This is a genomic window from Chitinophaga sp. XS-30, assembly GCF_008086345.1.
Classification (GTDB): domain Bacteria; phylum Bacteroidota; class Bacteroidia; order Chitinophagales; family Chitinophagaceae; genus Chitinophaga.
Map to the genome: position 1 here is coordinate 4409773 of NZ_CP043006.1, position 25575 is coordinate 4435347.

The following is a 25575-nucleotide window of genomic DNA, read 5'->3' on the forward strand; positions in this document are numbered from 1 at the left end:
GTATTTTCTGCAAATTTTATTTGCCATATGAAACGATTTTCCCTGATGCTCCTGGTCTGCAGTACACTCGCATTGTTATCCTACACCACCGCCAAAAAGAAAAAGGTGATCTTCTTCGGCGATTCCATAACCGCGGCCGGTGTGCAGCCGGAGGGTTATATCAGCCAGATGAAGCACAAAGACGGCGCGGAAAGCTACGAGCTGATTGGCGCCGGCATTGGCGGCAACAAGGTGTATGACCTCTACCTGCGGATGGAAGAGGATGTGCTGGCTAAAAAGCCGGATATCGTGGTGATCTACATCGGGGTGAATGATGTATGGCACAAAACTTCTTCCGGCACCGGTACGGACTATGATAAATTCGGGAAGTTCTACCGTGCGCTGATCAAAAAACTGCAGGCGCAAAAGGCCAAAGTGATCCTTTGCACGCCCGCTGTGATCGGTGAAAAGAAAGATGGCGGCAATGCGCAGGATGCGGATCTGGACAAATACAGCGCCGGTATCCGCGAGATCGCTGCTGAGCTGAAGCTGCCGCTGGTGGATCTCCGCAAATTATTCATTGAATATAATGCTGCCCATAATCCTGAAAACAAAGAGAAAGGCATACTGACTTCCGATGGTGTTCACCTGAACAAGGAAGGGAATGCACAGGTGGCTGCTACGATGTGGGAAGCTATCCGGACATTGTAGTCCGGGGCAAGTTATTCACCCACAGGTCCCGCAGCGGGTTTGATTACCGGCTGCGGGAAGCAATGTTCACTTCGCCGGTATTGCCAGCACTTCACCTGTTTTTACCGGCACCCCGAAATCGGGCGTACCGTCTTTTTTCCAGGTGAATGACTGCATGCGCGGTGAGCGTTTTCCTCCGCAACCGTCTCCGGGATTGGCATTGGCATGGTATAATATCCAGTTTTCCTTACCGTTGGGAGACTGGAAAAAGGAATTATGTCCGGGTGCATACACGCCGTTTTCTTTTGATGAGCGGAACAGCGGCTGCGGTGTTTTTTTCCAGGCGGAAGCATGCAGCAGGTTCTTTCCGCCGGTGAAAGTAAGCAGCCCCAGGGCATAGAAATCCGTCCAGCAGCCACTTGCGGAGAACACGATGAACAGTTTCTTCCCGTTCATCAGGGCCTGCGGCCCCTCGTTCACGATCACTTTCTGGCCGCTTTTTTCCCATTCATGCGTGGGTGCGGATATCATTACCCTTTCGCCTTCAATGGTCCAGGGGTTTTTCATTTTAGCGATATAGATATTCTGGCTGGTATTCACATCTCCCTCCCAGCCGGACCAGATCATGTACAGCTGCCTGCGGTATTCGAACACATTTCCGTCAATCGCCCATTTGTCTGTAGCGGCAGCTACTTTGCCTTTGAAGGTCCATGTACCTTCCAGCGGGTCCGGCGAATCATTTTCGATCACATACATGCGATGGTTATGGTTGTTCCCGTCATCGGCCGCAAAATACACATACCATTTGCCGCGCAGGAAATGTATTTCCGGCGCCCAGACTTCTTTCCCGAATGCGGAATCGCGCGGCGGGGTGTACACCACTTTGTGCGGGGCTGTTTTCAGGTCCGCCAGGCTGGCGGTTTTCCAGAGCTCTATGCTGCGCCCGTTGGTATGGGTGTAGTAATAATATCCATCCTTATAAAAGGAGAAAGGGTCGGCACCCGAAGGCAGCAAAGGGTTCGTGAAGGTACTTTGGGCATGTGCGCAGAGGCCTGCGAGCAGCAGAAGGCTGCATAATAATCGACGTTGCATCCCGCAATATAAACATCCCGGCCTATTTATGCAATGCCGATGCTGCGAACGGGTGGGGAAGCCAAACAGTGCAACCTCCTCTTCCGCCTGTGCTCTCCGGGTTGCTATAAACGGGCGTTTTATTTATACGGCAGAAGCAGACGGTGATATTTTCCCGTAGCCGCTCCGTTTTCCGGCGGACTTTTACTATATTGAGGGTTCACCAAAACCTTTCTGGATGCTCCCTGCGCTACTTTCCGGTTTTATATTCGCGATACTGATCCTGCTTTTCGGAAAACAGGTCCGTGGAAAGTCAGCTATGGCAGTTACCCTTCTTCCCCTTGGCCTGTTCACCTATTTCCTGTTCCTGCTACCGGAAATCGCGAACGGCAATGCCCTGTTATTCAGCTATCCCTGGATCCCGTCCATGGGCATTAATCTGGACTTCAAAGTGGACGGCCTCTCACTGCTGTTCAGCCTGCTGATCACAGGGATCGGGGCGCTCGTGTTCTTTTATGCATCTTATTACCTGAAGGGGCATCGTTACCTGGACCGGTTTTACTGTTATCTCTGCATATTCATGGCGGCCATGCTGGGGGTCGTGCTGTCAGACAATGTGATCCTGCTGTTTGTATTCTGGGAACTGACCAGCATCAGCTCATTTTTCCTGATCGGTTTCAACAACGATGATCCCGCATCCCGGAAGAGTTCCATCATGGCGCTGGCCATTACCGGCGGTGGCGGGTTTCTGCTGATGGCGGGCTTTATCCTGCTCGGCAGCATCAGCCATACCTATTCCATCCGGGAAATGCTGACTTCATCCGCAGTGCTGAAGGAAAACGCCGCCTATGGATGGATATTGGTGTTGCTGTTCGCCGGCGCTTTCACCAAATCCGCGCAGTTCCCTTTTCATTTCTGGCTGCCGGGCGCTATGAAGGCCCCTACGCCTGTTTCCGCCTACCTGCATTCTGCAACCATGGTGAAGGCCGGTATTTATCTGCTGGCCCGCTTCACACCCGTGCTTGGCTCCCATCCTGCCTGGAACAACACGTTGCTGATCACCGGCGGTATCACCATGTTATACAGCGCCTTTCATGCCATATTCCGTACCGATCTTAAAGGCATCCTTGCCTATTCCACCATTTCCGCACTGGGCATGCTTGTGTTCCTGCTGGGCGCAGGCAGCGAACAAGCCATGCTGGCCGTTGCCGTATTTATCATTGTGCATGCCCTGTACAAAGCGGCCCTGTTCCTCACGGCCGGGATACTGGACCATGAGACCGGTACCCGGGATGTTACACAACTAAGCGGCTTGCGTAAAGTGATGATGCCGGTGGCCATCGCCGGTTTGCTGGCAGCTTTGTCAAGCGCCGGGCTGCCGGGGACCTTCGGTTTTATTGGAAAAGACCTGATTTATGAGACCACATTGCATGCAGGCACGCTCAACATATGGTTGACCGCTGCCGCTGTACTGACCAATATACTACTGCTGTACGCAGGTTTTCTTGCCGGCATCAAACCTTTCAGCGGCGATCTTCCGGAAGCCTTCAAAGCGGTTCACCTGCCGGACATGCGTCTCTGGGCGCCTCCGCTGCTGCTGGCGGTACTTGGGCTGGCCTATGGCATCATTCCCGCGCTGACGGATACTTCCCTGGTGCAACCGGTCGTGCAGGCGCTGTCGCCCGGTGCAGCCGTCACCCCGTTGAAAATATGGCACGGTTTCAACACCATCTTGCTACTCAGCGGCATTACGCTCGCCGGCGGCATTGGATTGTACTATTACCGGCAACCTTCGGCCCGCAGGCAGCAGGCGCTGCAACGGTATGATTTCATCAGCCCGGAAACATTGTTATTGAAAAGCGCCGGGAAGTTTGACGTTTTCAGCCACTGGTACACCAACAAGCTGCACAACGGGTATCTGCGTTCCTATGTCAATGTCATTGTCATATTCATGAGCGGCCTGCTTGGCTATAAGCTGATCACCGGGGTGAATATCTATCTGGACCTCAGCAATCTTTCCCGGATCACCATGTACGATGTAACCATCTTCTGCATCATCATTGCCGCAATCTGGAAAACGATCTCCACTTCCTCCCGCATTACAGCCGTGGCCTCCATGAGCATTGTCGGCTATTGCATATGCCTGCTGTTCGTGATCTACAGTGCGCCGGACCTTGCCATGACGCAATTCACCATCGACACATTAACGGTCGTGCTGTTTGTACTGGTGCTTTTCCGGTTGCCGCGTTTCCTGCGCATCAATGACACGAGGGTTGTGGTGCGGGACAGCATCGTGTCCATCATATTCGGTTCCCTGATCGCCATCATTGCGCTGGAAGTGATGAACGAACCCACCAACAAGGAAACCAGCCGGTACTATGCAGAGAATGCCTATTTGCTGGCCAAGGGAAAGAATGTGGTGAATGTAATGCTGGTGGACTTCCGGGGCTTTGATACATTGATAGAGATCACCGTGCTGGTCATTGCCGCACTGGGGGTGTACAGTCTGCTGAAATTAAGGGTCAGCTCAACAGAAAAAGAATAGCGTATGAAAAGTGTCATTTTAAGAACAGCTTCCAACTACCTGCTGCCATTGCTGCTGTTATTCTCCGTATTCATCCTGCTGCGGGGGCACTACTCCCCGGGAGGCGGGTTCGTAGGCGGATTGATGGCATCCATAGCTTTTGTGCTGCATGCGTTTGCGAATAAACTGGAAAATACGCGAAAGCTGCTGCGGTTTCCTCCGGGATCATTTATTCCGGTGGGGCTGGCCATTGGCTTCCTGAGCGGCCTGGCGCCGGTGTTCGTGGGCAAGCCCTTCCTGACGGCCTTGTGGTTTGACACACCGGTGCTTATTGTAGGCCTGGTTGGCACACCTTTATTCTTTGACATCGGGGTATTCTTTGTGGTGATCGGCATTACGCTGACCATCCTTTTCAATATCTCGGAAAACATCCTGTAGTATGGAGTTATTACTGATTATACTGATCGGCGTACTGTATGCTACCGGCATCTTCATGATGCTGCGGCGCAGCATGGTTAAACTGCTGATCGGGCTGATACTGCTGGGCAATGGTGCCAATATGCTGATCTTCGTGCTCGGAGGCATTACCATGGGCAAACCGCCCATCATTGGAGACAGTGAAAAAATACTGAGCGGCGTCTATGCCGATCCTATTCCCCAGGCGCTGATCCTCACCGCTATCGTGATCAGTTTCGGCCTGCAGGCCTTTGCCATTGTATTGCTGAAAAGAGTGTATGTATTAATTGAAACAGATGACATGAACGATCTCAACACACCGGATACAGACATATGACAGACAACAGCATTATACTACCCGTCCTCTCACATCTCTTTACAGCTATCCTGCTGATATTTTTCTGGCGTAAGGTAAGGATACAGCAGATCATCAGTGTTGCGGGAAATCTGCTCATTCTTGGCCTCAGCATCGGGTTATTCGTCAAAACATGGCGCAGCGGCTTTCTCACCATGCAGGCCGGCGACTGGCAGGCGCCCTTCGGGATCACTTTTGTTGCGGACGTTTTCAGCAGCACCATGATATTGCTGGCCGGTATTGCCGGGCTGGCGGCAAGCATATATTCAACCGTGGGCATTAGCCGCCACCGCATACAATACGGCTATTTTCCCATCTTTCATTTCCTGCTGCTGGGGCTGAACGGCGCTTTCCTGACCGGCGATATCTTCAACCTCTACGTCTGGTTCGAAGTAGTGATCATCTCTTCCTTTGTGCTGATGACACTGGGCGGCAGAAAGCCGCAGATAGAAGGCGCTATCAAATATGTTACCCTGAACCTCCTGGCTTCCGTGATGTTCCTTACCGCCATTGCGATCTTGTACGGCCTTACGGGCAGTCTCAATATGGCTGACCTTTCGCTGAAGCTGGCGAAGATAGACAACCGCGGTCTTGTGAACATCACCGGCCTCCTGTTCTTCCTGGGCTTCGGCATCAAATCTGCCGTATTCCCTTTATATTTCTGGCTACCGTCTTCCTATCATACCCCGCCATCGGCCATAGCAGCGATTTTCGGCGGACTGTTGACCAAGGTAGGCATATACGCGCTATTGAGGGTATTCACGCTGATCTTCATCCCGGATGAATTTACCGCAACCATGTTTACCATCATTGCTGCAGCCACACTGCTGACGGGAGCATTCGGAGCGTTCATCAAACGTAACATCCGCAAAATGTTCTCCTACCTGATCGTCTGCCATATCGGCTTTCTGCTGGGCGGGCTGGGCATGCATACCGATGTGGCGCTGGCCGGTACGGTTTTCTACCTTATTCACGACATTATCGTTAAAACCAACATGTTCCTTGCGGCCGGACTGATCTACAAGATCAGCGGCACCAACAATATGGAAAAACTGGGAGGGTTGTATGCGGACTATCCCAAGCTTTCACTGCTGATTGCCGTGGTATTGTTCTCCATGGTGGGCATACCGCCGCTGTCCGGTTTCTGGCCCAAAATCTATCTGTTCCAGGCCAGTTTTGCTACCGGCAACTGGTATCTGCTCACGGCCATGATCATCGCCAGCTTTATTACGCTGTTCGTGATCGCCCGTTTATGGGCGGATGCATTCTGGAGAAAGAAGCCTGCTACGGAAGCCGCGGTAACGGACGACTTTGCGGAAATGCCCTGGTATAAGCGTTCGCTCCTCGTGGCACCGGTGATATTTCTTGCGGCGATATCGCTGTACATCGGCTTCGGAGCGGAGCATATCATGATCCTCTCCCAACGCATTGCAACAGATCTGAAAGACACGGCGCCCTACATCAAAGCAGTGCTGGGGCGTGAAATCATTAACTTCTAACAGTGGATTATGGTCAAGCAGTTTTTAATGAATATCATGTTGACCTTTATATGGGTGGCGCTCACAGGGCAGCTGATGTTCTTTAATTTTGTACTCGGTTTCGTACTGAGTTACCTGATACTCTGGATCGTGGTGCAGGAAAACGATGGAAAACGGTATTACAGCCGGGTTCCGGCCGTAATCATTTTTATATTGTATTTCCTGTACGAGTTTCTGAAGGCAAATATCCAGGTAGCGTATGACGTAGTCACCCCCCGGTACTTCATGAAACCGGGAATTGTAAAGTATCCGATGGATGCAAAATCCGATCTGGAGATCACCATCTTCACCAACCTGATATCGCTGACGCCCGGCACACTGATACTGGATGTGAGCGACGACAAGAAAGTGGTGTACATCCATGTTATGTACCTGACCGACAGGGAGGATTTTATCCGACATATCAAGAACGGGATGGAGAAAAAACTTTTAGACATTTTACGATGAGCCTGAACGACTATCTTTTTTATGTGATCATGCCAATACTCTGTCTTTCGATCGTGCTGGTGGCGTTCCGTTTCTTCAAGGGACCAAGCATCGCGGACAGGGTCATTGCGCTGGACCTGCTGATCAGCATCGGCATCGGCATTATTACCGTTTACAGTATTTTCACAAGCCAGTCCACTTTCCTTGATGATGCGATGATACTGGCGCTGATCGCATTCCTGGGCACGGTGGCTTTTTCCTATTATCTTGAAAAAAAGGAGGAGAAATGAACGATATCATCATCATGACGCTGTGTACGATCGCTTCCCTGGTGATCCTCATCGCCGCAATCGGGATCGTACGGATGCCTGATTTTTACCTGCGCCTTTCCGTCACCATCAAAGCGGCCACTTTGGGCATTGGCCTGCTGCTGGCTGCAGCGGCGGTATTTTTCGGTGATATTTCCGTGAATACCAAGGCCATCGCCATCGTATTCTTCCTGCTGCTGACCACACCGGTGGCCGGGCATATGATCAGCAGGGCGGCACATTTCATCGGGGTAAAGCTCTGGAAGGGATCGGTGCTGGACGAACTGAAGGGAAAATATGATCGTACCACACACGGCCTCGAAAGCCGCGACACGCCCGGGCGGAATAACCCCGGCAGCGAGGACCATCCCGGACCTGAACAGCAACCTGACGTTTAGCAAACATCAAACATGCATATTAAAACCATCACAAAAAGCCTGATCCTGGCAACCATTATGATCACCGGAAATGAAGCCGCGGCACAAGCACCCGCAACCGACAATCCTTTTTTGAAAACATATACGACGCCGTTCGGCGTACCGCCTTTCGATCTCATCCGGCCGGAGCACATTCTGCCGGCTTTTGAAGAAGGCATGACAGCGCAGAACCGGCTTATTGCGACTATCCGCACGCAGCAAACCGCTCCCACATTCGCCGGCACCATTTTGGCACTGGAAAAAAGCGGCGCACTGTTGCGGAAGGTCAGCACCGTGTTCTACAATCTCACATCAGCCAATACCAACCCGGAACTGGAAAGCATCTCCCGGCAACTGGCGCCCAAAATGGCGCAGCACCATGACGATATTTACCTGGATACCGTGCTCTTCCAGCTGATCAAAACTGTACACGATCATCCCGGCAACCTCAATCCTGAACAAAAACGGCTGCTGGAAAAAACCTACAAATCCTTCGTGCGAAGCGGCGCCAGTCTGAATACGGACAAGCAGGCCCGGATGCGGGAGATCAATAAAGAGCTGTCCCTGCTCACCGTGCGCTTTGGGCAGAACCTGCTGGCGGAGACGAACAGTTTTGAGCTGATCGTGGACCGGGAAGAAGATCTTGCAGGCTTGCCTGCTTCCCTGAAAGACGCCGCGGCGATATCCGCCCGGGAAGCCGGAAAACCGGGGAAATGGCGCTTCACCCTGCACAATGCCAGTGTGATGCCTTTCCTGCAATATTCCGCCAACCGGAGCTTGCGGGAGATCATGTACAAGGCATATACCAACCGTTGCAACCAGGATAACGACAAGGATAACAAGGAGATCGTGGCAAGGCTGGCCGCGCTCCGGGGGGATAAGGCTGCCCTGCTGGGATATGACAGCCATGCGGACTTCATCCTGGAAGAGAATATGGCCAAAACGCCTGCAAAAGCCAATGAACTGCTGAACCGCCTGTGGACCGCTGCCCTGCCGGTGGCAAAAGAAGAAGCGGCCGCCATGCAGGAAGTGATGGACCGGGAAGGGAAAAACGAACAACTGCAGGCCTGGGACTGGTTCTATTACGCGGACAAAGTGCGGAAAGAAAAGTACAGTTACGATGCGGAAACGCTACGCCCCTATTTCAAACTGGAAAATGTGCGCGACGGCATTTTTACAGTAGCGAAAAAGCTGTATGGGCTGACCTTTTCCGTCATCAAAGATATTCCCCGGTATCATGAAGATGTAATCGCTTACGAAGTGAAGGAAGCCGATGGAAAACACATCGGTGTAATATATATGGATTTCTTTCCCCGGGCCTCCAAACGCGGCGGCGCCTGGATGACTTCCTACCGCAAACAGGCGGAAGGCGTGTCTCCCGTGGTATCCATCGTCTGCAATTTTTCAAAGCCCGCAGGTGACCAGCCTGCATTGCTCACGCCTGATGAAGTGGAGACCTTCTTCCATGAATTCGGACATGCCCTGCACGGCCTGTTGTCCGCCGTAACCTATGAAACCCTGTCCGGCACCTCCGTGCCGCGCGATTTTGTGGAACTACCCTCACAGATCATGGGGCATTGGGCCTTTGAGCCGGAAGTACTGCAATTTTATGCCAAACACCATGCAACCGGGGAGGTCATCCCGACAGAACTGGTGGATAAAATGAAACGCGCGTCCAAATTCAACCAGGGCTTCGCCACCGTGGAATACCTGGCCGCTTCCCTGCTGGATATGGCATACCACACGCTTCCGGCGGGACAAAAAATTGATCCGCTCAGCTTTGAGCAAACACAAATGGCGCAGCTCGGGCTGATCGGCCAGATCGCGCCCCGGTACAGGAGCACTTACTTTCAGCATATTTTCTCCGGTGGATATTCCGCCGGGTATTACAGCTACATCTGGTCTGAAGTGCTGGACAGCGACGCATTTGCCGCATTCAAGGAAACCGGGGACATATTCGATCCGGAAACCGCGCGGTCGTTCCGCAGGAATGTGTTGGAAAAAGGCGATACGGACGACCCGATGAATCTCTACAAAGCTTTCCGGACAAGGGAACCCGAGGTAAAGTTCCTGCTGAAGAACCGGGGACTGGACAAATAGTCCTTAAAAGAAACTGACAGCGGCGGCTGTCTCAAAAGCAATTTTTATTCGTGTGCCTGATAGAGATATTTTTCGTTTACGCGCCCGTCAAATTGCTTTTGAGACAACTCCGCCGTCTATATGCATTTCCAACGTCCGGTTGAATTTCCTAAGGAATTACAGATACTCCAGCAGCTGTGTGTCCAGCAACAGTCCTTCACTCGGCCTCCTGGCCTTTTTCACGGCTACGCCGCCGTCTTTCCCGAAAATAAAGAAGGTGGGATAACTTCTCATCTTCTCTCCGGGCAACAGTTCCTCCCAGATATGTTCAATGCGGTCGTTCGGCATGCGCACATGCTCCCCGGTGATGTTATTGACCTGCACATATTCCCGCCATTTCCCGTCGGCATCATCCTTGTCATTGCTGAGGTAGAGGAACACAATGTCGTTACCGTCCAATCGCGCCTTCAAATCAGGTACATAACCCATTTCTACCTTGCAGGGGCCGCACCAGGTGCCCCACACATCGAGATACACCACTTTCCCTTTGTACGGCGCCAGCAGTTGACGGAGAGAAGATATCTGCGCATAGTCTTTGCGAATGATGATATGGGGATTACGCTTGCCTTCTTCAAGCTGTGCTTCCAGCCGGGCGATCAGCCTGCTGCCATCCGCAGCCTCCGTACCGTCCGCAAAATGTGTTGTAAGGAGCTGCAGCAGCTGGCGGGCCATCGACAGCTCTTTCATATTGCCGTAGTAGGTCAGCCGGTTGGACAACAGGCGCTCGTACTGCGCAGCCGGCAATTTTTTCTTCCCCACCAGCATGGTGACCATCTCGTCCCCAAAACTGTTCGCCAGTTTCATCAGGGAATCGAAAGGCAAGCCTGCCGCTTCCTCCAGCAGCAGCTGCCCCCTTTCCTTATCCTTCCTGTATATCTTCCCGATCTTTATCATTTCATGCTTCGCGTACGCTGATAAAAAATACCCGGCATACGGGCTGCTTTCCATATCCTGCATGGAGGGAAGACCCGTCATCGACATCAGTGTATCCGCCCAGGCCTGTTCCGCCGGGTTCTTTGTATAACTGTTCAGCACCATCGAAAATTCATCCATATTCAGCGAATAATAATACCTGATATGCGTCATGAGCGATTTGCCGATGATCTTTGGCAACCGGGCATCAGCAACAATGCCGCGCAGGCTGTCCGCTTCCCGGAGAATGGATGGCAAGAGTACGTTCAGCAGGGAGTCCTCCCCCATCTTTCCATATGGATTCCCGGAAGAGAATTCTTTCATGAAAAACGGGCGCGGCGGAAAGAAAGCATGTATCATCATATTCTCTGTTGCTCCCTTGCCCTTGTACTTCATGGTACCGGGCAGATCACCTGCATCGAAGGTGACATGCAGCGGCCTGCCGGGACTAAGCAGCAGTTGTTGCTTCTTTTTGTTGTAATGCAGGGTAACGAATACCGGGGCGTTCTGAGGGAGACTGAAGGAAAAAGTGCCTTCAGGGCCTATTTTGCTGTATATGGAATTTTCCCGCTGATACCAGACATCCCGGGAGATGTTCAGTTCCGCTTCTCCATCTACGGCCCCGTTGATCTTCCCCGTCAGGATGGATTGCGCAAAACCCGCATACGCGCCGCACAAAACCAGGATACATAACAAATATTTTTTCATTGCAGATCATTTCCTGCAAGAATAAAACACCTGCGCTCATGCAGATGCCGGATGTGACCAATGCACCGGAAAATGTGACGAACAGCCGTTCCTGTCTGTATTTTAGCTAACCCCAATAAAGAAGGGGCGCTGAAAAAACCCGGCGCCCCTTCCAAAAGAAAATTTATCTGCTACAACCTGATCAACCGCAAACTCTCCGTCTCCCTGTCCCCTTCCAGCTTCAGGATATACATGCCGCTCTGCAGGAAACCAAGATCCAGGTCAAGCCTTGCCTGTCCGGATGATATATTCCACCTGCGCACCATTTTCCCCTGCATATCGAGCAATGTGGCCGTTTTGTAAACACCAGCGCTCATTTCCACTACTGCCATACTGTTCACCGGGTTAGGATACAGGCGTGCTCCGATGATGCCTTTTGTTTCCTGCGGTTTCGCAAAGGCCATACCACCGGCATTCAGACTGTCCGGCGCACAGTTATCGATGCTGAACCAGTTGAATTTGAAAGTTCCGGAATGCACATGTATGCCCGTATAACTCAGTGCCGGCAAAGTGATGGTATCCGTAATGGTTTGCCATGCCCCGCCGGTGGACGGTATGTCGATGGTGCCGAAAACCATGCCGCTGTGGCCCACACGGATCTGCGCGGGAGCTGTTGTAGACACGCGGAAGCTGATGTTGTACAAACCGGGTACCGGTACGTTCAGCGTATTGTAAGCAAAGTAGTCATTCACCCAAAGCCCGGCGTAATTTTGTCCGCCGCCGATATCCGTGCATGGTTGCAGGTATGGGCCGGGAGCCTTCGCGCTGGCCGTTTCCGCTTCGTATTTGTCGTTCACGGTGCAGGCATTGGCCACCACGTTCACGCCGGCAGTGCCGCTGATGGAATCCGCTGCAGCGGTGACCGTATAAGTACCGGAGGTAAGCCCCGCCGTGAGCAGGCCGCCGGAAGTGATGGTATTTCCAGTGCCGCTCACACTCCAGGTCACTGCTGGCAGCACCATGGTGTTGCTGTCCGCATCATACCCGGTGGCTGTGAATTGCAGATATCCCCCAGCGGCTACATTGGCGGAATCCGGTGTTACCTCGATACGGGTCAGCACCTGCGGTTCATCCGCACAGTTGTCTATGCTGAACCAGTTGAATTTAAAGGAGCCGGACATTACATGTATGCCGGTATAGGTCAATGCCGGCAGCGTGATGGTATCACTGACGGTTTTCCATACACCGCCGGTGGAGGGGATGCTGATGGTGCCGAATGTATATCCGCTATGCCCGATCTTCACCGAAGCGGCGGCAGTGGATAATACCCGCAGGCTGATGCGGTACCTGCCGGCAACGGGAACGTTCAGGGTATTGTAGGCGAACCATTTGCCGGTGTTCAGTCCGGCGAAATTCTGGCCGCCGCCAATATCTGTACAGGTTTCCAGGTAAGGTCCGGAAGCATGGTTGGATGAGCTTTCCGCTTCATGTTTATTGTTGACCGTACAGGTGTAACCGGTGGTGACCGACGCTGTGCCACTCACCGTATCCGCTGTTGCCGTCACGGTGTAGGTACCCGGATCGTTTCCGGCGGTCAATATCCCGCCGGTGGAAATAGTGTTGCCGGAGCCAGATACTCCCCATACAATAGCCGGGGGGGCAGACATCACGCTGTCAAACTGGTCGTATGCCGTTGCCGTGAATTGCTGTGAAGCGTTCAGCGGGACCATGATGGTGTCCGGGCTGATCGCGATACGCGTAAGCACAGGCACCGGCGTTACTTCTGCTATAGCCGTTCCCGTTATACATTCTGCTGTTGCTGAAATGGTGTAGGTACCAGTTACGGCGCCGGAGGTGAACAGACCTGCGGCATCGATCTCGTTGGCGGCGCCGGTCACGGACCATACCGGTGTGATGGATACCAGGTTGCTGTCCGCATCATATCCCTTTGCGGTGAATTGCCGGGTATTTCCGGCAACAAGTTTCACGCTGTCCGGCGTAATGTCTATCCGTGCGAGGGCGATATCTTCAGCATCCACGATCTCCAGCCAGTTGAAGTTCCAGCCGGAAGCATTGGCCCAGATGCGGATAGTTTGCTGCCCGGCTTCCAGGTGTATTGGCGCGGAGGCTACGGATATCCAGTTCTGCCAGCCGCCGCTGGCCGGAAGGGCTACCGTGGCAAGGGTCGCTGTGTCCAGCTGCACTTTCAGGCTGGTGTTGTAGCTGACGGCCACCCGGAAACGCAGGCGGTAATCGCCGGCAGACGGTACATCAATATCATACTCCATCCAGGTACCGGCGCCGATGTAACTTACATTCAGCACGCCGCTGGTATCCTGTGTGGCTTCCGTGCAGCATACATTGCCATTATCAAAATCCTCGGCTTCTATCCTGGCCGGCACCGGTTTATAGTTCACCGGCCGCACGTTGAAGTTCGTGGAACCGGATACGGTCACGGAATCTACAGTAGCCGTAGCCGTTACCACCCCCGAGGTTTGCAGCGTAGCCAGACCGGCGGAGTCGATCGTATTACCCGCTCCGGTGATGCTCCAGACCGGCGTTATGGGCATGTCGTGCTCATTCTGGTCAAAGGCTTTCGCGGTGTATTGCTGTGTTTTGCCCGGCACAAAGGACAGGTCTTTGGGCGTTACCACTACGGAATCCAGCACCGGTGTACCGAGGCCTTTCTGATATACCCGTACATAGTCCACCATCATACTGTCCGGCCAGTCCGCTTCAAATATGGAGCCGCCCATACCGCCGCCGATGGCTACGTTCAGGATGACATGGAATTTCTGATCGAAGGGCCAGTCTTTCCAGTCCGTTTGCGGATTGGCGTAGGTGTACACATGTATGCTGTCATAAGAGAACCGCAGGGAATCCGGGCTCCATTCCACCGCATAAAGGTGATAATTGTCCGCTGCGTCGGGGATGCTGCGCGAGCCGCTGAGGTGGCCGCCGTTCATCCAGTTATTATTTTGCGTATGCACCGTGGATAATACGTTCCCGTAGTTATTCCCCACATGTTCCATGATATCTATCTCGCCGCTGCGGGGCCAGCCGCCGTATGCGCTCGTAGTTGGCATCAGCCAGATAGCAGGCCAGGAGCCGCGGGCGCGGGGCAACTTGGCCAAAACTTCCACTTTGCCGTACAGGAAATCCATTTTCCCCTGCGAGATCATTCTTCCGGATGACCAGGGTTCGTTGGGGTTGCCGTCAGGAAAATCCTTCTTTCCTTTGATGATGAGCTTGCCGTTCTCCACACGGATGTTGTCGTGCGTAGTATCTGTGTACACCTGCTGTTCGCCGTTGATCCAGCCTTTGGGGCGCGGGTCCACCGTCCATTTGCTGCGGTCAGGCAGGCCATCTACATTGAATTCATCCTGATAGATCATCGTCCAAGCCGGATTCCCTTCAAATACCACATTCCCTTTCGCCAGATACATAGCGGTATTGGGATTTTGCAGTTCAGCGCTGTCTATCTGCAATTGCAATACAGTTCGGGAATAGTTGGCCGGGGAATTGCCGCTGAGCGTGATGGTGGCAATGCTGTCATTTACCCGGTGAACGCTGTCTATCGAAACCCCTTGCGGCAGATTGAGGGCCGTCCAGTTAGCGGTATTCAGTGTGGACGAAAAAATATCCCCGTTCACTTTCGCCTGCAAAACAGTGCCATGCTCCTGCCCCATTGCCACAGTGGTATTGGTCAGCGTAATGCCGGTGGGATTGGGCGCCTGCACCAGGTCGAAATACAAGGTACCGGCGGCCTTTTGGCCATCGATATAATGTATGCCGATGTAATTCAGGTCTGTGCGGTGGCTGACGCTCTGGAAATTGAAGGTGGCTTCTTCCCAGCGGTTGATCTGGCTGACCTTGTAGGTGAAGTACACCGCTTTCGTATAGTCGCTGCCGGGTTGAAGCTTGAATAATATCTCATCTTTCGTAGACGCATACACGAGCATTTTGAACACGCTGTTCGCCGTGAGATCAAAGGGCTGCAGCATGCTGCAATTGGCGCTCATGTACTCGAAGCAGCTGGTGTCTTTGATGAACCGGGCTACATGGGAGCTGGTGTTAAGGCCGGATGGCTGGGGGTTTGGCACATTGAACTGTACGCCGCCGGTAGCGCCCGCTCCGGCGTAATAGGTCCATCTGCCGGAGCAAAGGCCATTGCCTTCCATATCGTCCAGCAGGAGAAATTGCGCGTTCAGCCGGCCGGAGATCAGCAGACAGCACAACACAAAGAGTGTGGTAAACTTGTTTTTCATAACGTGTCATTTTTATACGTGGATAGTGTTCTCTCTTCGATCAGCTGCGGAAAATAACGACTGTCCCAAAAGCGCGCCGGGCATTTCCGTCCGGAGAATATTTGAGACAGCCGTGCTGTTTACAAATTCGGATTCACCAGGGCATCCGCACCGGGTATCGGCATCCAGTAATGCTGTTGGGTAATGGGGCCGGCCGGCTTCAGGTCGTCCGCATGTTTGTTCGCATTGGCTTCGGCCACCATATCCAGCCGTACCAGGTCGAACCAGCGGTTCCATTCCCCGGCGAATTCCCAGGCCCTTTCATCGATCACCGCTTTGATAAAATCGTCCGTACCAAGGCCAGGAGTCAGGTCGCCCAGCCCTGCACGAAAGCGAACGGCATTGACCGCATTGTAAGCCTCCGTATCTGGCGCCGCGGAAGACCTTGCCTGCGCTTCCGCATAGATGAGCAGCACATGCGCATAGCGGATCATCAGCACGGGGCTGTTGGACATATAAACAGCCGGATTGCCGGTCTGTACCCGGAACTTTTTATAGTACGGATGTTTGGTGGCAAGGTTCTGCCAGGGGATCGGCGTGGTAGTACCGGGTTTGATGAACGCCGTGGAAAACGTGGCATCCTTGCGCGATCCGGCCGGGAAATCGTTATAAAAATTCAGCTCCGGGAAAAAGTCGCTCCAGCCTGCCTCTTCATCAGGCATACCGGACACGCCGTAGAATGAATTGTAAGTGATCCAGTTGCCGCGGGTGAACAGGGTGAATACATCTTCCGATGTGCCGCCGGTGAATATCCGCAGAAAGCCATCCTGGTACAGATCGAATGCATAGATACCCTTGTTGTCGATCACCTCTTTCGCTTTAGCCGCAGCCAGTGCATATTTCGATGCATCGTTGACAGGCCATCCGCCCTGGGTGAGATACACATCCGCCAGCAATGCCTTCACCGATCCTTTGTTGGGCCTGCCGGGATGACGTTTAGTATTGGGCACCCACGCTTCCGCTTTGGCCAGGTCTTCTTCTATCAGTTTGTACACATCAGCGGGCGGGCTTTTTTGCAGGTTCAGGTATTCCTCCGAATATTTCTCGGAAGGGATGATCGGAATATCGCCCCAGTAGCGGGTCAGCCAGTAGTAACATAAGGCGCGCAAAAAACAGGCTTCGCCTACGATCTCCTGTATCTTCACCTCTTCTCCGTCCTGCACGGCGGTATAGTTGTTGATGATATTGGTCGTGGACTGAATGGTTTTGTAACAGCCGCGCCAGAGGGGGATCATGCGGCTGTTCAGCGATGATACATTGAACCGGTCAAACTCCCGGAACTCCTCCTTGTTGGAACCGGGATGCGTGGTCAGATCGTCCGCGCCCATGCACATGGCGATCTGGGACACCGTTACGAAACCGCTTTCAAAACCAACCATCAGGCTGCTGTAAGCGCCGCTGAGCGCCGATTCCAGACCAGCCATATTGCTCAGGCCCGTTGTGCCCACCACCAGGCCGCGGGGATCTTCCGTGAGCTGCTTGCTGCAACCGGCAGCAAGGGAAACAAGCAGTATAAAAAGTATCTTTTTCATCGAATATCTTTTACATGGATTTTAGAAACTCACCGTTACGCCGCCGGTAATAGCTTTGGTATTGGGATAAGAACCGTAATCGATCCCCTGGCGGATATCACCGGCAGATGAACTGGCTTCCGGATCGATACCGGAGTAACCGGTGATCGTGAACAGGTTCGTTGCACCAAGGAATACCTTTACGCCAACCGTATTCCAGATCTTTGACTTCGGGATGTCGTAAGACAGGCTGATGTTCTTCAGCCGCAGGAAATCCGCTTTTTCCAGAAAGCGGGTGGACTGGGTAAAGTTGCGGTTCGTGGTGCTGAAGGCCGGAATGTCCGATGTTTCGTTCACCCCCGGAATGTACCGGTCTTTGATATCCACCAGCGTGGCTTCCCTCGCATCACCACCGTGGTACATAGCTGCGGCATTGTTGTAGTTCAGCTTGTCGAAACCAAACAATCCCTGAAAGAAAACATTCAGCGAAAAGGCGCCATAACGCAGGGTGTTGTTCCAGCCGAAGGAGGTTTTGGGAATGCCGGAACCGATCACGCCGTAATCATCCGCATCGATGGCATTGTTGCCGTCTTTGTCCAGGTACCGGGAATCCCCCGGCACCGCGCCGTATTCCGCAGCGGCAGCTGCTTCTGAAGGTTTCCAGGTGCCGAGATAAGTAAGGCCCCATATAGCGCCGAGCGACTGCCCGGGCATGATCACAAATTCGGATTGCGGGGACATGCCGCCACCGATCTTCCGGTTGTTCGGGTCGAAGATCATTTCCTTTCCGGAACCGATGGATACCACGCTGTTCTCCAGGAACGAGACGTTCAGCCAGGTATTCCAGTTCAGCTTCCCCTTGTCTATCACCACCGCGTCTACAGAAAACTCCCAGCCCTTGTTCTGCACTGATCCTACATTGCGGGTAATGGTATTGCCGCCGAGGTAAAACGGCAGGGTTTCATTCAGCAACAGGTCTCGCGTATCTTTTACAAAGTAATCGGCCGTGAAGTTGATCCTGCCGTTCAGCAGCCCCGCTTCCAGACCAAAGTTTTTCTGCGCTGTGGTTTCCCATTTCAGGTCTGGATTCCCGATATTGCCCAGCACAATGCCCGTAACATGGGAGTTGTTGCTGAAGGAGGCATTGCGTGACGCATAGGCGGAGAAAGTGCTGTACGGCCCAACCGCCTCGCTGCCGGTGAGGCCCCAGCTGCCACGCAGCTTCAGGTTGCTGAATATATGAAGGTCACGGATGAAAGGCTCTTCAGACAATACCCATCCTGCGGAAAAAGAAGGAAAATAGCTGAACCTGTTGAGATCGGAAAATTTGGAAGAACCATCCCGGCGGATGGCGGCAGAGGCCAGGTACTTATCCCTGTATCCGTAATTCACACGGCCTACGAGGGAAAACAGCCCCCACCTGGAATAACCGGAGCCTGGCGTACCGGGTGTGCCTTGCGTGAGGTTATTCCATTGCAGGGATTCGTAAGATAAATTGGAGGCCCCGGCGGAAACGTAGTTGTAGGTGGACTGCTGGTATTCCACTACCGCCGTCACATCCAGGCTATGCGCCTTGTTGAATATTTTCCTGTAGTTCAGCGTATTGGTGTTCTGCAGACGGACCTCTTTGTTGGAACGGTAGCTGGCGGATGCCACATTGTTATTGATGGCTTTGCCGGTAAAGCTTTTGTTCTCATAACCAAGATAATTGGCGCCGTACTGTATGCTGAAGGAAAGCCCCGGCAGCATGTCTTCATAACGGAACCCGCCGATCATATTGGCCATCATGCGATCCGTTGCCACGATCCCTTCGGTGGTGATGGCCACGGGGTTGTTGAATGCGGAGCCAACCGGGTCCTGCAACGTGTAACCGCCGACTGCGTTCCTCACCGGCACGGTAGGCGACCAGGTGATCGCCTGTGCCAGCGGGCTGATGGTTCCATCGGCAGGGATATCCACATTCTGAGCGGCACTGTAAGAGCCGGTGATATTCAGGAAGGTGGAAATTTTTTTGGATAGTTGCGAGTTGATATTGGAACGTAGAGTGTAACGCTTGTAAGATGAGTTGTTGATCACTCCTTCCTGGTCCAGGTAGTTACCGGAGATGAAGTAACCCGTTTTGTCGTTCCCGCCGTTGAGGCTCAGCATATATTCCTGCCCGAGTGCGTTGCGGAATATCTCATCCTGCCAGTCCGTTCCGCCATTGGCGCGGAATGATGCGATCTGCTCTGCTGTAAAGGGCGCGGTAGTACCAACTGCCGCGGCATGTTCATTGGCTACCTGGGCATAGTCGCCTGCATTCAGCAGATCCATTTTTTTAATGACCTGTGAGGATGACAGGCGGGTGGTGAAATTCACCTTCAGCCCGTCTTTGCTGCCTTTCTTGGTGGTCACGATCACCACACCGTTAGCGCCACGGCTGCCATAGATCGCGGTAGCGGAAGCGTCTTTCAGTATCTGGATGGAAGCGATATCATCGGGATTGATGGCGAAGAATTCCGCGCCGATAAAGCCATCCACAACATAAAGCGGGCCGTTATCGCCGTTGATGGAATTGGAACCGCGGATGCGGATGCGCACACTGCCGCCGGGAGCGCCGGTGGAATTGGTCACCTGCACACCGGCAGCCCTGCCCTGCAATACCTGGTCGAACCGGTTCACCGGCTGCTCTTCGAACTGTTTGGAAGATATAGTGGTAATGGCATTGGTGAGGGTGGATTTGCGTTGTTCGCCATAACCTACCACGACCAGCTCATTCATCCTGGAGGCGGAGGCTTGCAGCGTTACGGTGATCTCTCTCCTCCCGGCAAGCGCGATCTCCTGCCGGTCAAAACCAATGGAAGATATTACCAGTATCGCGTTGGCATCGGCCACCGTGATGAGGAAATTTCCCTGTTCATTGGTCACTACGCCTTTGGAAGTGCCTTTCACCTGGATGGTAACACCGGGTAACGGTTCTCCTTTTTCATCTTTCACGGTGCCGCTTATTTCGGTGTCCGCCGTCCGGTGATCTGCACCGGCAAGCGTTCTCCGTTTTACCACAATGATCCTGTCCGTGATGACATAGGTCAGCGGCTGGTTCCTGAAACACAGGTCCAGCGCCTCCTGCAGCGGAATATCTTTAACGTTCAGGCTGATGGTACGGGCATGGGATAATTGTTCATCCGTGTAGAGGAAAGTATAGCCGGTCTGTTTTCCGATCTCGGCAAATACCTTGCCCAGGGAGATGTTCTGTTTAGAAAGGGTAACTGTTTGTGCACGTCCCGCTGCATGTACCTGCAGGAGGGAAATGGTCATCAAAAGCACCGTTAATTTCATGATCAGTAACGTTTTTTCTAATAATCGTGGAAAATCCTGCCCCGTGGCGGCACGCGCTGGCCCGCCTTGGGAAAAAAGCCTTAAATGCATACATTTGCATGGTTTGGGTAAATAATGAAAATTGCCGAAAACGATTGTCAATTATGGACCTGAGCATCAGCCGGGAGCGGTACGAACGCTTCCGGTTTTTTCATGTCCGGATACTTCCTGTCAGGGACTCATGATTGTTGGTTATCCGATTTTTTATGGTGATACGATAATCTGTTTTCCTTTGACCTCGAAATGCACTTCCCCCGTCATTTCCAGCATCTGCAGCACTTCGGATACATTCACATTACGAGGGATAACGCCCCTGAAGTGCGCCTGTACAGGTGAGCGGTACACGACTTCCACATCATACCATCTCGCGATCATCCGCATTGCCGATTGCAGGTCGTTGCCGCCGAAATGCAGCAGGCCGTTCTTCCATGCCACGGCTTCCGCGGTATTCACCTGTTCCTGCATATGCAGGACGCCGGTGCTTTTCAGGAGGCTAGCACCCTGTCCGGGAGACAGGCGGTAGCGGCTGTTCCCATGGCTGACGCGCACCGCCCCTTCCAGCAGGGTGGTATTCACCCGGGCTTCGTCTTCATACGCCATGATATTGAAATGTGTGCCCAGCACGGCTACATCCATATCATTCACTTTCACGAAAAAGGGCTTGTCTTGTTTAGCGACTTCAAAATAGGCCTCGCCGGTAAGCGACACCTCGCGGGCATCCCCGGAGAAATGCGCGGGATAACGCAGGCTGCTGGAGGCGTTGAGCCATACCCTGCTGCCATCGGACAACGTAACACTGAACTGTCCGCCGCGGGGTGTGGCAATAGTATTGTAGATCAACGGAGCTTTTTCATCCGGAGCGGAAGATTCATAGGCCAGTTGGCCATTGCCCTGCATCTGCAATATGGTATTGCCTTGTGACGCCAGTGTACCGCTCGCCGTACTGTCCAGCGGTATTTGCGTACCATCGGCGAGGGTCAGCATGGCTTTATTGCCACCGGGAACCACATCGTTTTTGATCTCCTGTTTTACCGTATGCGTTTGTGCAGGGCGATCGTCCCGCATCAGCCAGAAAGTGCCGGCAGCGCCGGTCAGTAACACCGCAGCGGCAACCCATCCCCAGTAACGGCGGCGCATGGGTACAACCTTAGCGGGGCGGTCTGATGCGAGAATGCGGCCGGCGATCTCATCCCAATGTGCCGGATCGGTATTACCGGGAACGGGCGGCGGAAGCAGGGATTCCACCTGCAAGGCTACTTCACCCGTTTCGTCTTCTGCCATCAGACGGGTCAGCTCTTCCAGTTCGGCATCCGTAGCGGTATGCTGTACAGCCCTGCCAACGAGGTATGCCAGGCGGTCTTGTAAGGTCAATGTATTATCCTTTAAGTGTTCAAGAACGTGGTACTTTCAAAACGCGGACTTGTATCAGTACAGGAGGTCCATATACACAGACGCGCAAGCGGGAAATCAGGACCTATAGGAAAGGAAAAAAGTTGGGCTTTCAGGAAAGGTGCTGCATAACCTGAATGGTTCAGCAGGAACGGTGGCGGGTTGGAAACGGAAATTTCCCCGCCCTCAAAAAAGCTCCTGCATAACATGCAGGGCCAGCAGGAACAACGGTAGATAATGCCCTGCCTGTTCTATCCGTTCGCGGATGCTTTTAAGGGACCGGACGAGGGAGTTTTTGACGGTATTGGGGGAAAGTCCCAACTCCAGCGCTATTTCAGGGATCTTCAGGCCTTTTTCGCGGCTGAGCAGGTAGATGCGTTTTGCCTGCGCCGGTAATTGCTGCACCGCCTCTGCAATGCTTTTGACGATGGCATGATAGATCACCTCTTCTTCCGTAGTACTGCCCGTCTCCTCCCGGAGGGAAATAGCGTCCAGGGCTTTGTGATGCACGGCCTGGCGGCGCAGCCAGCTGAAAGACTGGTGGAAGACGATACGCAGTATCCAGGAACGGGGGTTTTCGATACCCGGCAGCTTGTCCCGGCTGATCCAGAGACGAAGGAAAGTTTCCTGAATGATATCGTCAGCAACCGCCGCGGTTTTGGTGAGATGCATGATAACAGGCTGCAGCTGTGGGGCATACGACTGGAAAAGTTGCCGGAAGGCTGTTTCATCGCCCTCCGCAATCATCCGGAACAGTTCTCTATCATTATAAGCGGGATCGTGCACCTTGTCTCCTCTGAACGTAAAGTTGGTTGATTAGGAATATCCGGCTAATGTAATAAAAATATGTCTTTCAGTGCCTGCTTTGCTGCGTAGTAACCGCAGAGGCCGTGCACACCACCGCCGGGCGGGGTTGATGAGGAGCAGAGATACAGCCCTTTGGCGGACGTCCGGTAGGGAGAGGCACGGAGCGCAGGCCGGGTGAACAACTGTGTGATATCCATTACGCCGCCGTTGATATCCCCCCCGGCATAATTCGGATTATACGCTTCCATATCTTCGGTATTCATAACATGCCGGGCCAGGATGCGTTCCCGGAACCCGGGGGCAAAGCGCTCCACCTGCAATTCTATCGCTTCGGTCATATCCTTTTTGGAGCCTCTCGGCACATGACAATATGCCCATGCGGTATGTTTACCCGCGGGCGCACGCGAAGGATCGAGCTTGCTGGGCTGCGCATAGAGGACGAAAGGGCGCTCGGGGTGCCGGCCATCCCAAACCATTTGCTCCGCTACGGCAATTTCCTCAATGGTATTGCCGAGGTGCACCGTTCCCGCCAGCCTGCAGGCTGCGTTGGTAAAAGGCGCGGGATCATCCAGCGCCCAGTCTATCTTGAACACGCCCATTCCGTAACGGTAACGTTCCAGCTGCCAGCGATAGAAGGCGGTAAGCTTATACCCTGCGATCTTCAGCAACTGCCGTGGAGTGATATCAAATAATACCGCTTTGGCGGATGGTAATTGCCGGAGGTCTTTTACATAAAATCCGGTTTCGATCTTTCCTCCCAGAGAGCGGAAATGTTCTGCCATGGCATCTGCAATACATTGCGAACCGCCTTTGACCACGGGCCATCCGTACAAATGCCCCGCCAGCATCAGCACCATGGCCGTTGCCGCAGTGGCGGCGTTGGACAGCGGTTGCATGCTGTGGGCCGCCATGCCGGCCCACAGGCCCCTGGCTTCCCGGGATTTGAATTCATCGGCAACAGCGAGGGAAGAGCGCAACGCCACCCAGCCGAAGCGCGCCATTTCTATCGGATATGCGGGTAAACGAAGCGGCGCCAGCACATCTCCGGCAATGCGGGGCCAGTTTCGTTCCAGCCGCTCAAACAAACGGAAATAGGCAGTTCCGTCGCCATCCAGACCAGAGGCGGTTGCCGTGAGGGAACGATGCAGACAGGCCGCATGGCCATCGTCGAAAGGATGTACAGCCGGCAGCGATGGCTGGATGCATTCCAGTCCATATCTGCCCAGATCAAGCCGTTGAAAAAAAGGAGACATGGCCAGCATCGGGTGTACGGCCGAGCACACATCATGCAGGAACCCCGGCAGTGTAAAAGAAGCGGTGCGCATCCCTCCCCCTATCGTATCCTTCCCTTCCAGCAACAAAACAGCAAGACCGCGCTGTTGCAGGGTGATGGCAGCGGCAAGACCATTAGGCCCGGATCCTACGACGATCGCATCATAATCTGTATGCATCCGTTAACGGTTATACGGATATTCCCCTCATCCCGCCGGAGACATTTCATCAGCGGAAGTAGCAGAATATCCGGCTTTAAGCACTGAAAAAATCTCAAACAACAGCAGGATCACTGCTGTTTCCCCGATTCTGGAACAGAAAATTACGGAATAATCGCGGTTCCTCCGCCAGGATAATCACATTACCGTTAACGGCAGCTGGTATACCGCGCTGCTGGCGGGAAAGCGCCGGTCAAAATGGTGCAGGAATAAAGTATTACAATGAAACGGCTGCGGCTACACGTTTCAGCTGTTCGCCCATCTCCTCCGTTATCTGTTCCGGCCTGAATTTCACATCCTTTACCGGCGCCTGGAACAGGAAACGGTACCAAACCAGCGAACCGAGGTAACAACCTGCGGTGTTCGCATGGTTGGCATCAAACCGCAATGTGCCGTTTGCCCAGCGATACCCCACATGCAGGGAATTTTTCTGTTCCGGCAATGCGGGAGCTACGGGGTTATCAAAATTATAAGCACTGTCTTTTTTATACGCCCACACCGGATCACCATTCATCATCCAGAAAGCATCTCCAACGGGGATCACCCGCACTTCCAACTCATTGGCTATCGTGTGGTAGGCAGCCCTGGAATGATTGTACATCTCCTGTGCATGGGCCGCCCGCTCTTTGCGATTGATCTTTCCGAAACCTTTGGCATCGGTACGGTAAGCCCAGGTCTGATGCAAAACAATGGTGGCATCCGGCTGCAGGGATTTGATCAGATCATACAATTTTTTCGCATAAGGACGATAAGTATCCGGATCGCCGGAAAGCAGGGAATACTGCTGCATGGTCACCACATCCCATTTCCCCTCCGCCAGCATTTCCTTTAACGACCGGCCTTTGTAGGCTCTGCTGGCTTCTTCGGTGGTGTCTGCCAGCCGCCAGTGCCTTTCCAGGGAGCAGCCGCCAAGCTCCGCGCGCCCGATCTCCAATTCATAACCTCCCTCCTCCGCCAGCACCGGCAGGTAAGTTGCGGCATTCCCCGAGAAACTGTTCCCGATAATAAAAAGGCGAAGCTTTTTCGTTTGCCCGTGAGCGGTGGACAATAAACATACACATACGAACAGGAGTAGCGCTCTGCATCTTGATAACATCATGATCTGTTTTTCTTTTGAAACGGCTTAAATTATCATTAATGCGGCAATAATCCAAATGAAGCCAGGCGCTGGCCGGTCAAACTGCATCCTAAGGCATGACATTTGCTGCTTATT

General features: G+C 53.3%; 18 protein-coding genes. 9 read left to right on the forward strand and 9 right to left on the reverse strand.

Going from position 1 to position 25575, the window contains the following annotated elements:
- Positions 1 to 27 precede the first annotated feature (27 nt).
- A complete protein-coding gene (locus tag FW415_RS17905; protein ID WP_148387819.1) occupies positions 28 to 690 on the forward strand; it encodes an SGNH/GDSL hydrolase family protein in 663 nt (220 codons plus the stop codon).
- A 66-nt stretch (positions 691 to 756) separates the two neighbouring features.
- Here the strand turns inward: FW415_RS17905 and FW415_RS17910 are convergent, their stop codons facing one another.
- Positions 757 to 1761: a family 43 glycosylhydrolase gene (locus FW415_RS17910; RefSeq protein ID WP_148387821.1), complete on the reverse strand. Its 1005-nt coding sequence runs from the start codon at positions 1759 to 1761 to the stop codon at positions 757 to 759.
- A gap of 217 nt (positions 1762 to 1978) precedes the next feature.
- Between FW415_RS17910 and FW415_RS17915 the strand changes: the two genes are divergently transcribed.
- From FW415_RS17915 to FW415_RS17950, 8 genes are read left to right on the forward strand one after another with little or no spacing between them, the layout of a single operon-like run.
- Complete coding sequence (locus FW415_RS17915; RefSeq protein WP_148387824.1) at positions 1979 to 4285, forward strand: putative monovalent cation/H+ antiporter subunit A; 2307 nt, start codon at positions 1979 to 1981, stop codon at positions 4283 to 4285.
- A 3-nt stretch (positions 4286 to 4288) separates the two neighbouring features.
- Positions 4289 to 4702, forward strand: a complete 414-nt coding sequence (locus FW415_RS17920) for a Na+/H+ antiporter subunit B (protein WP_148387826.1) — start codon at positions 4289 to 4291, stop codon at positions 4700 to 4702.
- Between the two features lies 1 nt (position 4703).
- Complete coding sequence (locus FW415_RS17925) at positions 4704 to 5057, forward strand: Na+/H+ antiporter subunit C (RefSeq protein ID WP_148387828.1); 354 nt, start codon at positions 4704 to 4706, stop codon at positions 5055 to 5057.
- Entirely contained in the window at positions 5054 to 6574 is a 1521-nt protein-coding gene (locus FW415_RS17930; protein ID WP_148387830.1) for a proton-conducting transporter membrane subunit, read from the forward strand. Before FW415_RS17925 ends, FW415_RS17930 begins: the two co-directional genes overlap by 4 nt.
- Positions 6575 to 6601: 27 nt before the next feature.
- Positions 6602 to 7060 (forward strand): Na+/H+ antiporter subunit E, encoded by a 459-nt coding sequence (locus FW415_RS17935; protein WP_210420726.1) that lies wholly within the window; start codon positions 6602 to 6604, stop codon positions 7058 to 7060.
- Positions 7057 to 7329, forward strand: a complete 273-nt coding sequence (locus tag FW415_RS17940; protein WP_148387833.1) for a cation:proton antiporter — start codon at positions 7057 to 7059, stop codon at positions 7327 to 7329. The genes FW415_RS17935 and FW415_RS17940 overlap by 4 nt, the downstream gene beginning before the upstream one ends.
- Positions 7326 to 7745 (forward strand): monovalent cation/H(+) antiporter subunit G, encoded by a 420-nt coding sequence (gene mnhG, locus FW415_RS17945; protein ID WP_148387835.1) that lies wholly within the window; start codon positions 7326 to 7328, stop codon positions 7743 to 7745. The genes FW415_RS17940 and mnhG overlap by 4 nt, the downstream gene beginning before the upstream one ends.
- Positions 7746 to 7757: 12 nt before the next feature.
- Positions 7758 to 9863, forward strand: coding sequence for a M3 family metallopeptidase (locus FW415_RS17950; protein ID WP_148387837.1), 2106 nt, complete (start codon positions 7758 to 7760; stop codon positions 9861 to 9863).
- A 156-nt stretch (positions 9864 to 10019) separates the two neighbouring features.
- Here FW415_RS17950 and FW415_RS17955 read toward each other — a convergent pair whose 3' ends face one another.
- The 8 genes from FW415_RS17955 to FW415_RS17990 form a co-directional block, all read right to left on the reverse strand.
- Positions 10020 to 11522 (reverse strand): TlpA disulfide reductase family protein, encoded by a 1503-nt coding sequence (locus FW415_RS17955; RefSeq protein ID WP_148387839.1) that lies wholly within the window; start codon positions 11520 to 11522, stop codon positions 10020 to 10022.
- A 170-nt stretch (positions 11523 to 11692) separates the two neighbouring features.
- A complete protein-coding gene (locus FW415_RS17960; RefSeq protein ID WP_148387841.1) occupies positions 11693 to 15769 on the reverse strand; it encodes a carbohydrate-binding protein in 4077 nt (1358 codons plus the stop codon).
- 119 nt (positions 15770 to 15888) lie between these two features.
- Positions 15889 to 17340 (reverse strand): RagB/SusD family nutrient uptake outer membrane protein, encoded by a 1452-nt coding sequence (locus tag FW415_RS17965; RefSeq protein WP_148387843.1) that lies wholly within the window; start codon positions 17338 to 17340, stop codon positions 15889 to 15891.
- 21 nt (positions 17341 to 17361) lie between these two features.
- The gene (locus FW415_RS17970) at positions 17362 to 20637 is read right to left on the reverse strand and encodes a TonB-dependent receptor (protein ID WP_168208872.1); all 3276 of its coding nucleotides are present in this window, start codon (positions 20635 to 20637) and stop codon (positions 17362 to 17364) included.
- Between the two features lie 243 nt (positions 20638 to 20880).
- Positions 20881 to 22047, reverse strand: coding sequence for a FecR family protein (locus FW415_RS17975; protein ID WP_148387847.1), 1167 nt, complete (start codon positions 22045 to 22047; stop codon positions 20881 to 20883).
- Positions 22048 to 22251: 204 nt separating this feature from the next.
- The gene (locus tag FW415_RS17980) at positions 22252 to 22812 is read right to left on the reverse strand and encodes an RNA polymerase sigma factor (RefSeq protein ID WP_148387849.1); all 561 of its coding nucleotides are present in this window, start codon (positions 22810 to 22812) and stop codon (positions 22252 to 22254) included.
- A gap of 83 nt (positions 22813 to 22895) precedes the next feature.
- Positions 22896 to 24323: an NAD(P)/FAD-dependent oxidoreductase gene (locus tag FW415_RS17985; protein ID WP_148387851.1), complete on the reverse strand. Its 1428-nt coding sequence runs from the start codon at positions 24321 to 24323 to the stop codon at positions 22896 to 22898.
- A 256-nt stretch (positions 24324 to 24579) separates the two neighbouring features.
- Complete coding sequence (locus FW415_RS17990; protein ID WP_148387853.1) at positions 24580 to 25461, reverse strand: DUF4886 domain-containing protein; 882 nt, start codon at positions 25459 to 25461, stop codon at positions 24580 to 24582.
- Positions 25462 to 25575: the final 114 nt, after the last annotated feature.